The sequence below is a fragment of the Chitinophaga fulva genome (genome assembly GCF_012927205.1).
Lineage (GTDB): Bacteria > Bacteroidota > Bacteroidia > Chitinophagales > Chitinophagaceae > Chitinophaga > Chitinophaga fulva.
Genome location: NZ_JABBGC010000001.1, coordinates 183,792 through 199,689, shown reverse-complemented (window position 1 = coordinate 199,689; position 15,898 = coordinate 183,792). Strand labels below are relative to the sequence as shown.

General features: G+C 49.8%; 13 protein-coding genes. 6 read left to right on the top strand and 7 right to left on the bottom strand.

Annotation, left to right across the window (positions count from 1 at the left end; all coding sequences use genetic code 11):
* Positions 1–16: 16 nt before the first annotated feature.
* The 3 genes from HHL17_RS00865 (at position 17) to HHL17_RS00855 (ending at position 3,909) form a co-directional block, all read left to right on the top strand.
* Complete coding sequence (locus tag HHL17_RS00865; RefSeq protein WP_169222929.1) at positions 17–847, top strand: DUF4292 domain-containing protein; 831 nt, start codon at positions 17–19, stop codon at positions 845–847.
* Positions 848–952: 105 nt separating this feature from the next.
* Complete coding sequence (locus HHL17_RS00860; protein ID WP_169222928.1) at positions 953–2,398, top strand: murein hydrolase activator EnvC family protein; 1,446 nt, start codon at positions 953–955, stop codon at positions 2,396–2,398.
* Positions 2,399–2,523: 125 nt separating this feature from the next.
* The gene (locus HHL17_RS00855) at positions 2,524–3,909 is read left to right on the top strand and encodes a murein hydrolase activator EnvC family protein (protein WP_169222927.1); all 1,386 of its coding nucleotides are present in this window, start codon (positions 2,524–2,526) and stop codon (positions 3,907–3,909) included.
* Here the strand turns inward: HHL17_RS00855 and bshA are convergent.
* Positions 3,906–5,045 carry an N-acetyl-alpha-D-glucosaminyl L-malate synthase BshA gene (gene bshA / locus HHL17_RS00850; RefSeq protein ID WP_169222926.1) on the bottom strand — a complete coding sequence of 380 codons (1,140 nt, stop codon included), beginning with the start codon at positions 5,043–5,045 and terminating at the stop codon, positions 3,906–3,908. The genes HHL17_RS00855 and bshA overlap by 4 nt on opposite strands.
* A 188-nt stretch (positions 5,046–5,233) precedes the next feature.
* Here bshA and HHL17_RS00845 point away from each other — a divergent pair, with 188 nt between their 5' ends.
* Positions 5,234–6,607, top strand: coding sequence for a M20/M25/M40 family metallo-hydrolase (locus HHL17_RS00845; RefSeq protein WP_169222925.1), 1,374 nt, complete (start codon positions 5,234–5,236; stop codon positions 6,605–6,607).
* Positions 6,608–6,632: 25 nt separating this feature from the next.
* The gene (locus tag HHL17_RS00840; RefSeq protein ID WP_169222924.1) at positions 6,633–7,022 is read left to right on the top strand and encodes a hypothetical protein; all 390 of its coding nucleotides are present in this window, start codon (positions 6,633–6,635) and stop codon (positions 7,020–7,022) included.
* A gap of 89 nt (positions 7,023–7,111) precedes the next feature.
* Here HHL17_RS00840 and HHL17_RS00835 read toward each other — a convergent pair whose 3' ends face one another.
* The 5 genes from HHL17_RS00835 to HHL17_RS00815 form a co-directional block, all read right to left on the bottom strand.
* The gene (locus tag HHL17_RS00835; RefSeq protein WP_169222923.1) at positions 7,112–7,825 is read right to left on the bottom strand and encodes an SAM-dependent methyltransferase; all 714 of its coding nucleotides are present in this window, start codon (positions 7,823–7,825) and stop codon (positions 7,112–7,114) included.
* A gap of 2 nt (positions 7,826–7,827) precedes the next feature.
* Positions 7,828–8,592, bottom strand: a complete 765-nt coding sequence (locus tag HHL17_RS00830) for an EI24 domain-containing protein (RefSeq protein ID WP_169225867.1) — start codon at positions 8,590–8,592, stop codon at positions 7,828–7,830.
* Positions 8,593–8,784: 192 nt separating this feature from the next.
* On the bottom strand, positions 8,785–9,801 hold the full coding sequence (locus tag HHL17_RS00825; protein WP_169222922.1) for a PorP/SprF family type IX secretion system membrane protein: 1,017 nt from the start codon (positions 9,799–9,801) through the stop codon (positions 8,785–8,787).
* Between the two features lie 242 nt (positions 9,802–10,043).
* Positions 10,044–10,697 carry a uracil phosphoribosyltransferase gene (gene upp / locus HHL17_RS00820; protein ID WP_169222921.1) on the bottom strand — a complete coding sequence of 218 codons (654 nt, stop codon included), beginning with the start codon at positions 10,695–10,697 and terminating at the stop codon, positions 10,044–10,046.
* Positions 10,698–10,744: 47 nt separating this feature from the next.
* Complete coding sequence (locus tag HHL17_RS00815; RefSeq protein WP_169222920.1) at positions 10,745–12,664, bottom strand: YfbK domain-containing protein; 1,920 nt, start codon at positions 12,662–12,664, stop codon at positions 10,745–10,747.
* 109 nt (positions 12,665–12,773) lie between these two features.
* Between HHL17_RS00815 and HHL17_RS00810 the strand changes: the two genes are divergently transcribed.
* Entirely contained in the window at positions 12,774–13,865 is a 1,092-nt protein-coding gene (locus HHL17_RS00810; protein ID WP_169222919.1) for an anhydro-N-acetylmuramic acid kinase, read from the top strand.
* Between the two features lie 344 nt (positions 13,866–14,209).
* Here HHL17_RS00810 and ade read toward each other — a convergent pair whose 3' ends face one another.
* On the bottom strand, positions 14,210–15,844 hold the full coding sequence (gene ade, locus HHL17_RS00805) for an adenine deaminase (RefSeq protein ID WP_169222918.1): 1,635 nt from the start codon (positions 15,842–15,844) through the stop codon (positions 14,210–14,212).
* Positions 15,845–15,898 lie beyond the last annotated feature (54 nt).

Sequence of the window (15,898 nt, the reverse complement as noted above, 5' to 3'; positions counted from 1 at the left end):
AAAAGCTTATCGCTGCATGAAAAAAACACTACTGTTATTAATAGGAATAGCCGGCCTGGCCTTTACCGCCTGCCGTCACCCGAAAAAACTGTCACGCAATACCTTCCCGGCCACAGATACCAGCAGGGTAGCTGCTCACCGGGACACTACCTCCGCAGAAGAGCGGAACGCCTTTATCAGCAATATGTTGAAAGGTATCCGCAAGAATAACATCGACTTTAATACGTTCTCCGGCAGGATGAAACTGGCTATTGAAACAGAAAACAAAAGCCATAACAATCTCACGGCTACTATCCGCATGAAAAAAGACAGCATCATCTGGATATCCGTCAGCGCTCCTATCATCGATGAGGTGATGCGTGCCGTGATCACCCCCGACAGCCTCAAACTCTACAATAGGATTGAGAAACAGTTGTTCCTCAAACGGATGGCCGATGCAGAAGAATTGCTGGGTGTGCCGTTTGACTTCAAAACCTTACAGGACCTGCTCATTGGTAATCCTGTATACCTTACAGACTCTGTCTTCGGCCTCGTGAAAACACCGTCGGTTATCTCTTTTAGTTGTCAAAATGCCCGGTTTGTCAGCCTGTTCAACGTATTTTCAGATGACTACGGTCTGCAGCAGAGCAAGGTAATGGACGCTGATAGTACCAGCGCCATCAAACGTTCCTGTGAACTGACCTATGGCGACTATGCCAATGTGGCCAACCGGAAATTTCCTACCGTACGCCGTATTTTTGTGGAAGAAAAAAGCGTGACCAAAGTTGCGCTGGACTTTACCCGCTATGATTTTGACGTACCGCTGACCTTCCCGTTCAGCACGCCGGCGAGCTATAAACGCATGTAATAAATTTCCTGGTAATGTCATCTTCATTAAACTAATAAACGTTGTATATTTATCGTTTATATACTTGATACTTAATTGCAGTTACTTAAAATAGTCATGTTATATTTGAAGAAGATTATCCCGTTAGTATTGATCATATGGTTGTTACCAGCTATGCTGGTGGCCCAGAATACCGGCCAGCAGCAACCGACGCGGGAGGAACTGGAGCGCAGGAAAAAAGAGCTGCAAAAAGAAATCGAGGAAGCCAATGCTCAGCTGAAAGACACCAAACGGTCTACCAAGGAGAGCCTGGGCCAGTTGCGCGCACTGCGGGACAAAATCACCCTCCGTACCCGGCTGATCAATAATATCAACGAAGAAATTAATTTCATCAACGGCGATATCAATACCGCCTATCGTGATGTAAAGACCCTGCAAAAAGATCTGGACACCCTGAAAGCGCAATATGCCCAGCTGGTGGTATACGCTTACAAGAACCGTTCTTCCTATGACATGCTGAACTTTGTGTTCTCCGCTCAAAGCTTCAACGATGCTGTAAAACGTTTCCAATATCTCAAACAATACCGCGAATACCGCCGCCGTCAGGCAGATAATATCGTGTCTACACAGGACCAGCTGAACCGGAAAATCCAGAGCCTCGAAAACCAGCGTGTAAGACGTGCCGATGCCTTGAAAACGGAACAGGAACAGCGGTCTACCCTGGAACAAGACAAGAAAGAAAAAGACGAAGTGCTCACCAAGCTGAAAGGCCGTGAAAAAGAGCTCGTGGCTGATATCAATCAGCGTAATAAAGACGCCCAGAAAGTGCAGGCCGCTATCCGTGCGGTAATCCGCCGTGAGATTGAAGAAGCGCGCCGCAAAGCCATGGAGGAAGAAGCTGCCCGCCGTAAAGCCGCAGAAGAGAAACGCAGAAGAGAGGAAGAAGCCCGCAAAGCCGCACTGGCCGCCGCAGAGAAAGCCAAAGCTGATGCCGCTGCTGCCAATAATGCAAATAATAACACTGCCGCGAATAACCCGCCACCAACAAAGCCAACGCCAACACCAGAACCGGCGAAGCCTGCACCAGAGCCACCGAAACCAACGCCTGTACGTAGCGAAAACGTACTGGAAGCTACACCGGAAGCACTGGCACTGTCTGAAAGCTTTGAGGCCAACCGTGGTAAACTGCCATGGCCTGTGGATGCCGGTAATATCATTGAACATTTCGGGATACACCAACATGCCGTTATGGAACATATCACCGTACCTTCCGACGGCATCGTGATCGCTACCACCAAAGGCGGCGCCGTGAAATCCATCTTCGATGGAGAAGTGAAATCCGTTGTGGTAATGCCCGGCTCCGGCTATGTGATTATTATCCGTCATGGACAATACTTTACTACCTATGTTCGTTTGCAGACTACCCGCGTGAAGAAAGGTGACATGGTGAAAACCGGTCAGGTGATCGGTACTGCCAGTGTAAATGACCTCGAAAATACCGGTGAGGTGGAACTGCAGATCTGGAAGGGAGTTACCAAACAGAATCCCGAACAGTGGATAAGACGTAGATAATTTGTTTATTTAGAAACTTAGTTATCTGCTTATTGATGGATGCCTGGACTACCTGTAATAAGCAGATAACTAAATGATCAAATAATCAAATGAACAGATACCCAAATTGCTAAAACCGTTCCTTTTTGAAAAAGCTGATCCCATTTTTAATAGCTTGCTGGCTGTTACCGGGAGTGCTGTATGCGCAGCGCGGTAACAAAACATCGCGCGCGGCGCTGGAAAGCCGTAAACAGGAACTACTGAAGGAAATACAGGAGGCTACCCGCACCCTGCAGAATACCCGTAAATCTACCAAACAAAACCTCGGACTGCAACGGGAGCTGCAACAGAAAATTGACAGCCGCAACGCCCAGATCAAAAACATCAACATAGAGATCAGCCAGATAGATGGCGCTATCAGCAGTACTAACGATAACGTACAAACGCTGGAAAAGGAAGTGGATTCCCTGCGCGCCCGTTATGCGCAACTGGTAGTGTATGCCTATAAGACAAAAACAGACTATGATGTGCTCAATTTCCTGTTTTCCGCTACCAGCTTTAACGACGCCCTGCGCCGTTACCAATACCTGCGGCAATACCGGGAAAACAGGCGCCGGCAAGCGGAAAGCCTGTTGTCTACCAAAGTACTGCTGTCACAGAAACTGGAGAACCTTGAACAGGAACGTGCGCAAAAAGCAGGCGCCCTGTACACGGAACAAAAGCAGAGAGGCGTGTTGATCGCGGATAAGAAAGAAACTGATCATACGATCGTACAATTACAGGAACAGGAAAAAGAACTCCAGCAGAACATTGAAAAAAGCAGGGCAGAAGCCAGGCAGGTAGATCGTGCCATCCAGGACGCTATCCGCCGGGAGATAGAGGCTGCCCGCAAAAGAGAACTGGCAGCTGCTGCGGCCCGTAAACGTGCGGCTGCGGCCAAAGCGGCAAAACGTAAAGCAGAACAGGAGGCAGCACGCAAACGTGCTATTGCTGCGGCTAAAAAAGCCGGGAAAAAACCACCGCCGCCACCGAAGCCGGTTGCTACTGATGATGAAGAGGAAGACGATCCGGCTCCGACACCTAAAGAGGACGTACTGGCGGCAACGCCGGAAGCCTTATCGCTGTCCCGCGATTTTGAAGCTAACCGGGGCAGGCTCCCATGGCCTGTTGACGCTGGCAGGATCACCGGCCGCTTCGGCACCGGTAAGGTCGGAAAAGTGGAAGTGGAACACAATGGTATCGTGATCGCTACGCCCAAAGGGGCTGCGGTAAAAGCGATCTTTGATGGAGAAGTGATAATGGTATTTAGCGTTCCAGGCGCAGGATATATGGTTACCCTGCGCCATGGAAGATATTTTACCAACTATGTAAGACTGGTGGATATACGTGTCAAAAAAGGCATGTCCGTAAAACGCGGGCATGTGCTGGGTGCAGCTGCTGCCAGCGCAGTGGCCAGCAGTGGAGAGATAGAATTACAGATCTACCGCAACATGGTACAACAGAACCCTGAAAGGTGGATACGCGGGCGTTAGAGTAACTGCGCCTGCTGTTGTAACACCTGCTCGTATAACGCTTCGTATTGCGGAATGATATTATCGATATGGAAACGTTGTGCCTGCGCCAGTGCACCTTTACGCAGTTTAGCCAGCAGGGCGTCGTCCTGCAATATCTTAATGGCATGGGCAGCCATACCCTCCACATCCCCTACATCGCTCATATAGCCGGTTTGGCCGGGAATATTGATTTCCGGTAAACCGCCTGCATTGGAGGAAATCACAGGGACCTGTGCGGCCATGGCTTCCAGTGCGGCCAGACCAAAGCTCTCGTAATCAGAAGGCAGCAGGAAAAGATCGCTGATAGACATCACATCTTCCAGTTGTTCCTGTTTGCCCACAAACCGTACATCTTCGCAGATGCCCAGCTCGCGGCACAGGCACTCGATGGCAGGCCTGTCGGGGCCGTCGCCTACGAGCAGCAGCTTGGAAGGCACTTCCTGTCTCACTTTGGCAAATATATTTACCACGTCAGGTACCCTTTTTACCTTACGGAAATTGGATACGTGCAGCAATATCTTCTCACCGTTAGGCGCGATGGCATTGCGGAAGTGAGGCATCTCACGGCGGCTGAACCTTTGCGTGTCCACAAAGTTGTAGATCACAGAGATCTCTTTCTCTATCTGGAAATACTTGTACGTCTCGTCACGCAGGTTCTCGGATACCGCTGTAATGGCATCTGATTCGTTGATTGAGAACGTCACCACCGGAGCGTAGGTTTTGTCTTTCCCTACAAGGGTAATGTCTGTACCGTGAAGGGTAGTGATGAAAGGTACCACCCGGCCCTGCTTGCTTACGATCTGTTTGGCCAGGTACGCTGTAGAAGCGTGCGGAATGGCATAGTGTACATGGAGCAGGTCCAGTTTCTGGTTAAGGATAACATCCACCATCGTGCTGCTAAGGGCAGACTCATAGGGTGGAAAATCGAAAAGAGGATAGGTCGGTACCTGTACCTCGTGGTAGTATATGTTTGCGTGAAAAGCATTGAGCCTCACGGGCTGTTGGTAGGTAATGAAATGCACCATATGGCCTTTGTCTGCCAGAGCTTTGCCCAGCTCTGTGGCCAATACGCCACTACCCCCGTATGTCGGATAACATACTATTCCTATGCGCATGATCTTTAATTTAACGAACGGAAAGCGACAAGTAATAAAGCCCTGTAAATGAGTGCCAGCGACAAGATTACTTTGTGTAACGAAGGTAACGCTGAATTTTCAATTAGTGGAAACTCCAAAACCATTTATTTGTTATTTGTAAGAACCCTGCCAATTAATTAGTTTTATTGCAAAATTTAGCCGCTTATATGAGAAAACGCCTTTTGCCAATGCTGCTGACCTGCCTTTTACCGGCAGTAACCAGGGCTCAGCAGTCAGACTCCCTCGTTTTAAGACAGTTGGCCGATGAAGTCCTAAGAAATAGCACCGCCTATGAAAACCTCCGCGTACTGACGAAGACCATCGGCGGAAGGCTGGCTGGTTCCCCTCAGATGCCAAAGGCTGAGCAGTGGGGCGTAAATGCCCTGAAAGCGGCCGGCGCTGATACGGTTTACCTCCAGGAATGTATGGTGCCTCATTGGGTGCGTGGTGCAAAAGAAGAAGCCCGCATCGTTTCGAAGCTGCGTGACTTTGTGCCGCCGCTGAATGTGCTGGCCCTTGGCAATTCCGTAGGTACCGGCAATCCCGGCATTACTGCCCCGGTACTGGAAGTAGCCTCCTTTGAAGACCTGGAAGCTAAAAAAGACCAGGTAAAAGGTAAGATCGTCTTTTACAACTACGCCTTTAAGCCGGAATTCATCAAAACTTTTTATTCTTATGATGATGCGGTGAAATACAGGGGCCAGGGCGCGAGCAGGGCAGCCAAATATGGTGCGGTGGCGATCATCTTACGTTCCATGACACATGGGGCCTATAATTTCCCGCATACCGGTGCCATGGCTTATGACCCGGCTTATCCAAAAATCCCCGCGGTGGCCATCGGCCTGCAGGATGCAGACCGCCTGAGCAGCCGCCTGAAAAAAGACAATTCCGCTAAAGTATTCCTCCGTACCAACTGCGAGATGCTGGCGGACACTATTGGCCACAATGTGGTCGGCGAAATACGCGGCAGCAAATACCCTGATCAATTCATCACGGTGGGCGGCCACCTCGATTCATGGGACGTAGCCGAAGGTGCACACGATGATGGCGCCGGCTGTGTACAGTCCATCGAAGTGCTGCGTGCTTTCAAAGCAGCAGGCGTGAAACCTACCCGCACTCTGCGTGTGGTACTGTTTGCCAACGAGGAAAACGGTACCCGCGGCGGTAAAAAATACGCGGAACTGGCAAAACAACGCAACGAAAAACATATCCTCGCACTGGAAAGCGATGCCGGTGGCTTTACGCCAAGAGGCTTCACTTCTACCATGGAACCAGAGAAGAAAGCTAAAATAAAGAGCTGGAGACCCTTGCTGGAGCCCTATGGCCTGTACGACTTTAACGAAGAAGGCGGAGGTACAGATATCGGACCACTGCATCAGGCACTGGGTACGCCCATGGCTGAACTTTCTCCGGACAGTCAGCGTTATTTTGATATTCATCACGCGGCCAATGATGTGTTTGAAGCGGTGAATAAGCGTGAACTGGAACTGGGCGCCTTTTCCATGGCCGGTTTTATTTATCTGGTGGATCTTTACTTTTGATCATAACGTCTACTAAACTATTCACATGGGCCGGTTTATTTTTATCGTTGTTACTATTATTGTCCTGGTATTGGGCGGCTTCTTCCTGTACAAATTTTACTTTGTCTTCGGCAGAGGGGTAAAGGCAGGTGAGCTCAATTACTTCGTGGAAAAGGGCTATGTCTTCAAAACCTATGAAGGAAAATTAATCCAGTCCGGCTATAAAGGCCGTACTGCCGGAACCATCCAGTCCAACGAATTCCAGTTCTCCGTGGCTGATGAGCGTATTGCACAACAGCTGATGACCGCCAGCGGTAAAACGGTGGAACTGCACTATAAGGAATATCTCGGCGCATTGCCCTGGCGTGGTTACAGTCCGTTTATTGTGGACAGTGTGATCAGTGTCAGAGATGCTGCTGGCAGAGATCTTCCTTAATCAATTATGAGTGAAATATTGAGGGCTATCATGTAAGGATTTTACTTACGTGATAGCCCTCAATTCGTAATGGGAAAATCGTCATTTCCTTACGCCGGTACGGCATACAGCAGAAATATTGCTGGCCGCTTATGCAGGTCTGGCAATGCTTTCCGCCATTCCTTGATGGTTTTTGTTTTGATATATTCTTCCGGACCTGTGATGTCAGCTGCTATGCACAGCCGGGTATGATCTTTACAGAGGTCCAGTATGTCTTTCAGCAGTTGATTGTTGCGGTAAGGTGTTTCAATAAACAACTGTGTCTGTTTTTTTCGTTCAGATTCTTCTTCCAGCTGGCGTAATGCTTTGCCTCTTTCCGGTGATTTGATGGGCAGGTAGCCAGTGAACTGAAAGTTCTGGCCATTCATGCCGGAGGCCATAAGGGCCAGCAGCATGGAGTTAGGGCCTATCATGGGTATCACGCGCGCATCAATGCTGTGTGCTGCCTGTACTACCAGGTGACCGGGGTCAGCGATGGCCGGGCATCCTGCTTCACTCAGTACACCGATGTCAGTGCCTGCCAGTAAAAGCTTCTTCGCCAGCGCAGTGTCTGGTGGCTGGTTTTCGTGCATGGGCAACAACTGGAGTTCATCGATATTGATATTTCTGTCTAATGCTTTCAGATAACGGCGGGCGGTCCGCTCATTTTCCACATAAAATACCCGCAGCTGTTGTGCAATCGTCGTAATATAGGCCGGAATGCTGAATAGGGCGTCAGCGCTCAACACAGTAGGGATCAGGTACACTTTGCCTGTTGCACTCATGGTTATATCAGTTTTTTATTTTGTAAATCGATGGTCGCGGCGATCACGGCGTAGGAGGGAGCCAGCATCCAACCGACTACCGGCACCAGCATAAATATGTAGAACACCATTCCGTTGCCCAAGGCCATACCCCGGTGCTGGCGAATAAACTGTATGCTCTGTGCCATCGTGAGGCGGTGGCGTTCGCAGCTGTAATCCATCATGGAGAAGCCATAGAAATAGGCTTCAATGAAAAAGCCGATCATCGGGGTAATCCATCCTGCAATGGGAATAAAGGAAACCACCAGTAATATAAGGATGGCGCCTGTCTGGTAGACGATGTTACGGAAAGACATCCGGATGCCGCGCCAGATGTCCTGCCCCAGTTGTGCCCAGCTGAAGGGAAAATCGCGGTATTCCAGGATGGCTTCGGTTTTCTCCGAGAGGTAGGAGAAAACAGGGGAAGCAACAATGAGGAACAAATATTTGAAATAGGAAAAATACCAGAATACAAAAACAATCCGGACGGAGAAGGCCACCAGGATAAACAGAAAGCTTACCCAGCTGCTTTCCAGGTCCTGCACCCATTCGGTAATATGCAGCAGGCGGGTCAGGTATTCCACAAAATCACCCGAATAGCCCCAGACAAAATAAAACCCTGTGAAAAAGAGCAAACAATAAATGATGCCGGGTATCAGGATCCACTTCCACAACTTGTGCTGCATAATGAACTGATGGGCTTTTCCATATGATTGAATGGCCGACAGTACCTCTCTGAATGAAAACAACAACGCCTGAGATTTTTTTGGTGACAGAAAATTTTATCTGAATAATTTGATGATGAACGAAACTAAGGCAAAAATATTTCAAATCCGGCCCGGATTTGCTGAAATAGCTGATTTTGTGTGATTCATGATAAAAAAAACCGTGAAGCATCAGCTACACGGTTTCGATATATGATCAGGTGACAGACGCTGTTGTTAGAAACGGGGACACAAAGTCTTGTATTTGTTGTTCTCGTTCCGGGTGTGGATGTAGATCAATGATATCTCCAGACCGCCGCGCGCATTGGACGCCGGGCGCAGACTGGATACGTTGGTGTCGTAGGTCATGCCTACCTGGAAACCTTTGAATTGCATACCTACATAAGGAATGACCGCATCTTTCAGGCGGTACCAGCTACCGAGGAAAAGAACGGTGGGATTGTTTTCTTCCACTTCGCTGAGGGTGAAGCCATACGCGCCGCCAAACGTGAATTCAGAAGCGGTGCTCTGTTTCATATAGAGGACGCTGGTATGAAAACGGTCCTTCCCGTTTACCGGTACCGAGCCACCGCCATGTATGGTCCAGCGGTAGCTGAGGCGGTTCTGGGTCTGGTCCATAAAGGATTCTACGGGTTGGGTAATATGATAATACGAGGCGCCCAGGTAGATATTGGACGATTCGCCGATCAGGCCATTATACAAGATCCCGATGTTGGGATCGAAGTAGGAAATTTTCGGGTTGACCAGCGTTTCGTTACTGGGTATCAGCGGGTTATAACCGTTGTTATCCATCTGGTTTTCGAACTGCAGTTTGGTGTTGTCTATCCGCTTCTGTACCAGTGTTCCCTGTAAGCCGATGGCGATGGTGTGGTTCCCTTCCGGGTCCAGGCCTTTATGATAGGCCGTACTGGCAGAAAGATAGGTGGAGGTAAGCGCCCCGCCTCCGCTTCTGTCGTACATGGCCATCAAACCTACTCCCCAGATGTCTGTATAAGAGATGACATTTTTCAGGATACCGAAGTCAATGGCAGCGGTGCCGGTCACGAAAGGCGTAGAGATACTGCGCCATTGGGAACGGTAGTTGCCAGATATACGGTAATCGCCTGAAAATAAACCTGTAAAGGCCGGGTTAAGGGTAAGCGGAGAGGCGAAAAACTGCGAAAAGTGCGGGTCTTGCGCCCGCAATGAATTAAAACATAAGAATATGGTCAAGAATAGTAAAGCTCTTTTCATAAGATAAGCTTAAAGCATAGGGTTTATGCAGTAAGGGTGAAGGTACACCAAATATGTTATATTTCAAATTAAATCCATGTGTAAAAAGATTAATACGGGACTAGATGCCTATCGTTATAATAAATTTACGGATTTAACAATTTAGATTATGGTGTAAAATCGTGTGATATACCCACATAATATAAATCGCTAAATCCGTAAGCTGTATTCGAAAATTCCTAGTATTAAACGCCGGAACCGGATTATTGTTGTAGTTTAATTCCGAAAGCCAGGTCCCCGGCATCGCCAAGGCCCGGTACGATATAACCTTTGGCAGTCAGTTCATCATCAATATCTCCGGCCCAGATGGTAATATTGGCTTTGGTATTGCGCAGCACATATTCAATTCCCACGGTGCAGGCAATAGCTACTACCAGGTGGATATGACTGGGTTTCCCGATTTCTTCGAGATGCTCAATGGTTTTTACCAGGGAGGAACCCGTTGCCAGCATGGGATCGGAGAGGATTAACACCTGTCCGTCAATGGAAGGACTGCTCACATATTCCAGGCTGATATCGAAAGAACCATCGTGATTATGTTTGCGGTAAGCGGAGATAAACGCATGGTCAGCTTTATCAAAATAATGCAGCAAACCCTGATGGAGTGCCAGCCCTGCCCGCAGGATGGTAGCCAGCACCGGCTGTGTTTTCAGCACCCTGCAATTGGCGATACCCATGGGGGTGGTCACCTCTTTCTCCACATACTCCAACGTTTTGCTGATCTCATAGGCGGCCACTTCGCCCAGCCTTTCCATATTACGCCGGAAACGCATACGGTCCTGCTGTACATCCACATTCCGGATCTCGCTCAGCCATTCACCTACCAGCGAATTTGTTTCACTTAAATTGATTATCATATATCTGCTTCGCTTTGAAGCGGCAAATTACCGAAAATATATGTAACCTATTCCTGGTCCTTATCCTTATTGACCAGCTGGGCTTTTTTCACCAGCTGAATGAATTCTGCCCGGTACCCCTCTTTGTCTTCACCTTTGGCAGAAGCCGCCAGCTGCAACACCTCATTATAAGTAATATCGCCTTTAAAGGCAGAGTTACGCAACAGTTGCCCGAAAGCCGCAGCAGCAGTGGCCATACGGAAATCTTCCGATGCTGCTGTGATCTGCTGCCTGTTGTACGGCAATACCTGTTGCATCAGCTGGCTTTTGTCTTCATCGGGCAACTTATACCGCAGCTTAACGGTCAGCACTTCCGGCAGGTTACCAACAACGGTGTTTTGCTGGTACTTCAGCGGGTCTACCCAGTTGACACCCTTGCCTGCTTTATCTGTAGCCGAAATGATCTCATACAGGGCGGTCACTGTATGACCTACGCCCATATCACCGGCATCTTTTTTATCATTATTGAAGTCTTCATTTTCCAGCATCCGGTTTTCATAGCCTACTAACCGGTACGACTGCACGAAAGCGGGATTGAATTCCACCTGTAACTTCACATCTTTCGCGATGGTGAAGAGCGTGCCGCCAAATTCGGTCACAAAGGTGCGGCGGGCTTCTTCGAAATTATCGATGTACGCGTAGTTGCCATTGCCTTTATCGGCCAGCAGTTCCAGTTTATTGTCTTTGTAATTGCCCATGCCAAAGCCCAGCACGGACAAGAAAACGCCCTGCTGCCTTTCTTTTTCTATGATCCGTTGCAGCTCGCCGTCGCTGGACGCACCTACGTTGAAATCGCCGTCTGTGGCCAGGATAACGCGGTTGTTGCTTTTCGCGCTGCGGTTCTCGGTAGCGATCTTATAAGCCAGCATGATGCCTTCGCCACCTGCGGTGGAACCACCTGCCTGCAGGGATTCCATAGCCTCCAGTATTTTCTTTTTCTCACTACCGCTGGTAGATGGTAATACCACACCGGCAGCACCGGCATACACCACCACGGCTACGCGGTCCTGTGGGCGCAATTGCTGCACCAGCGCTGCGAAGGCGCGTTTTACCAGTGGCAGTTTGTTCTCTTCATCCATGGACCCGGAAACATCTACCAGAAACACCAGGTTGGAAGGAGGCAGCTCACGGGCATCCACGGCTTTGCCTTTAAGGGCAATACGTACCAGCTGGTGGCGGGTATTCCAGGGGCATACCGCCATATCCGTATAAATAGATACCGGGTCTTTACCGGTAGGCGCCTTATAGTTGTAGTCAAAATAATTGATCATCTCCTCTACACGTACTGCATCCTGTGGAGGCAGCACGCCCTGGTTCAGAAAACGGCGCACATTACTGTAGGATGCTCTGTCCACATCGATGCTGAAAGTGCTCAGCGGTTGCTCCGTGGCAGCATGGAAAATGTTTTCATTGATGGAGCTGTAGTCTTCCGTGTTAAAACGGCCTGCCGCTACCGGAGAGGTCATGCGGCGTTTAACGTTACTATGGGCCACTACCATTCCGGCTGCTTTACCGGCCAAAGCTTGTGTCACCGGAGGTGTTGATACCGGTGACGGTGCTACAGGTGCCACATAAGCATTGACCACAACTTCCTGAAGTGCCCGGTCGTCATTGTGCAGCGCAACAGGGGCAACGGGCTTCATGTTAAAAACAACGGATGATTGGCCGGCTGTAATCTGCATTTCCGCATTCTTGTAATTGGCGGCAATGGCTTCAAGGGTTAATGCGCCGGATGGGGCTTTCAGGGTAAATTGGCCGTTCTTGTCACTGGCCGCCATATAGTCGGTGCCTTTTACACGGACCACCGCATTACGGATGGCGGCCTGAGAGCTTTTGTCCTGTACGCGTCCGGTAATAACGCGTGATTGCGCAGCTGCCTCGATAACCATCAGGCAGCTTAACAATAGTAGGGAGAGGTATTTCTGCATAATATGGATATTTTCTGCCGGCATGATGCAGGGAATGTGAGAGATTCCATAAACGGGTTAAAAAAAATTACCCGAAGGGAAATCCTACCTTTGCCAAAATTTTAGTTGAATGGTATACAACGTAATAGGTACCATGTCCGGTAGCTCATTGGACGGACTGGATATTGTTTTTGCTGAGCTGACGGAAATCAGGGGACAATGGACTTATGTCATCAAGGCTTCGGAAAGCCTGCCTTATGAGCCGGAATGGGTAGAAAAGCTGGCCGCCGCTACTACACTGCCTGCAAAGGAATACCTGCTGCTGCATACAGCATACGGTCATTACACCGGACAGCGTATCCTGTCTTTCATCGAAAAAAATGAACTGGACCATAAAGTACATTTTATAGCTTCCCACGGACATACGACCTTCCATCTGCCAGGTCAGAAAATGACGGCCCAGCTGGGTGACGGCGCGGCCATGGCGGCGGTAACCAAACTGCCGGTGATCACTGACCTGCGCGCGGTAGACGTAGCGCTGGGCGGACAAGGAGCACCGATTGTACCTATCGGGGAGAAATACCTGCTGGGTGGTTACCAGTTCTGGCTCAATCTGGGCGGTATTGCCAATATCTCCGCGGAACTGCCGGAAGGCTTTGTGGCATTCGATATCTGCCCGGCCAATAGGGTGCTCAATGAGCTGGCCCTGCAACTCAACAAACCATATGATGATGGCGGCAAACTGGCTGCCGGCGGCGTGACCGATGCCGGACTGCTGGCCCAACTGAATGCATTGCCCTACTACCAGCAGCCATGGCCTAAATCGCTGGCCAATGATTTTGGTACAGATACGGTGCTGCCTATGGTCAATGAACTGCGTATATCCGTACAGGGTAAACTGCGTACTTATACAGAACACATTGCCACACAGATCGCGCAGGCTGCCGGTCAGCTGAAAACAGCCATGCCGGAAGGTCCTGCTAAATTGCTGGTAACAGGTGGTGGCGCCTTCAATACTTTCCTCGTGGATACCCTCCGTCAGCAACTGGCGCCGCTGGGTATTGAAGTGGAAGTGCCCGATGAACTGACAGTCGGCTTCAAAGAAGCACTGGTGATGGCGCTGATAGGTGCTTTGAGGTGGAGACAGGAGGTGAACGTGCTTTCTTCTGTAACAGGCGCGGAGCGGGACTCTGTCAATGGTGCGCTCTGGATTAGTCAATAATGAATTGTGATATATAATAGCAACGGCTGCTCTCTTAGGGCAGCCGTTGTTGTTGATATCCATAATTCCCAGGGCTAAAGCCCTGGGCTACGATGTTTTTCAAATCCGTTAGGTAATGTGAGTATTATATTCGGTGCTTTAGCCCATAACACGCGAAAGTCCCGGATGTGGTATCATGTTGCTCTGAAAACTTGAGCATCGTAGCCTAAGGCTTATAACTCTGTCATAGTGCTTGTGCTATTGCTGCTTGTCTTACATTAAAAAATCATGCCCCTTGAAAGCCTGAACAACATCGTAGCCCAGGGCTTTAGCCCTGGGTTTTATGGATCAAAATAATTATCGTTTTACGCCTCTACCGTAGTAAATGCAAACTTATCACCGTCAAACAGGCCCAGGTCACTGAGTTTCAGGTGAGGGATCACCAGGAGGGCCATGAAAGACAGGGTCATATAAGGAGAAGCAAGCGTAGAGCCCAGCTGCTTGGCTGCCTGATCGAAATGGCTGTACTGCTCCGCAATCGTATAGCCGTCGAGGTTGCTCATAAGCCCGGCCACCGGCAGGGGCAGCACTTGTACGGTTTCATTTTCTGCTACGCTGATACCGCCGCGGTGAGCGATCACACCGTTGATGGCTGCGCAGATGCTGGCATCATCGATACCGGCGGCAATGATATTGTGACTGTCATGTGCCACGGAAGAGGCGATGGCGCCACGTTGCAGGCCAAAGCCGCGGATAAAGGCAATGGCGGGCGGCGCCTGCCGGTAGCGGTTCACCACTACCAGTTTGATCACATCCTGTTGGGTGTCGCAGGCGATGTGGCCATCCTGTACCGGTAGGGTGGCCTGTAGCGCATTGGTGATCAGCTGGCCGTCCATGGCTTCCATTACTTTCACCGTGACGCTATTCCCGGTGGCGGGTACTTTGAAATCCACCGGGGATGAGGGCTGACACACGAAATTGTTCACCGCCGGCGTATCTACCGGTTGAATGAGCGTCTTACCGTTTTCAGCCACTTTGATACCGTCGATATAGGTAGCGAGAATGTTAAAATCTTTGAGATTATCGGTGATGATAAAATCGGCAGGATCGTTTTCCCGCAGCAGCCCGGTGTTCAGCGCATAGTGCAATACAGGGTTTACACAGGCGGCGCGCAACACTTTAAACAGGTCGATGCCATGTGCCAGTGCACGTTTCACCAGTTGATTGACATGCCCTTCCACAAGGTTGTCCGGGTGTTTGTCATCACTACAGAACATGATTTTTTCCGGGTGATGGTGGAGGAGAGGTATCAGGGCCTCAAAGTTTTTGGCGGCGCTGCCTTCACGGATAAGCACATGCATGCCGTAATCTATTTTTTCCTGTGCTTCTTCCAGCGTAAAACATTCGTGGTCGGTGCTGATGCCGGCTGCAATGTATGCCCGGGCTGCTTCGCCGCGAAGTCCCGGTGCGTGGCCGTCTACGGGCTTGTTGTGTTTTTGGGCAGCTGCTATTTTGGCCATCACGTCCGGGTCCTGGTGCAGTACACCCGGGAAGTTCATCATTTCCGTGAGGTATTTGATATCGTCGCGTTGCAGCAGTTGCTCGATGTCGGCCACGTCCACTGTGGCGCCGGCTGTTTCGAAGACGGTGGCGGGCACGCAGGAGGGAGCGCCGAAGTTGAATTTAAACGGAACTTTTTTACCATTGTCCAGCATGAACTGCACACCTTCCACGCCCATGACGTTGGCTATTTCATGAGGATCGCTAACGGTAGACACGGTGCCGTGTACCACTGCAAGGCGGGCAAACTCAGAAGGGATCAGCATGGAGCTTTCTATATGTACGTGGGCATCTGTAAACCCCGGCAGGATAAAATGCGGATAGTCGTTGGCGTTACGAACTATCTGCCGGATGTGGCCGTCCACAATATGCAGCGTGGCCGGGTAAATTTCCTGTTGCAGGATGTCTACAAGATTGCCTGAGATCTGATAGGTATTCATGCCGTAAAGCTAAGCAATAGCTGGCATTTTCAGCGATAGCCCTGTGAATGCCAA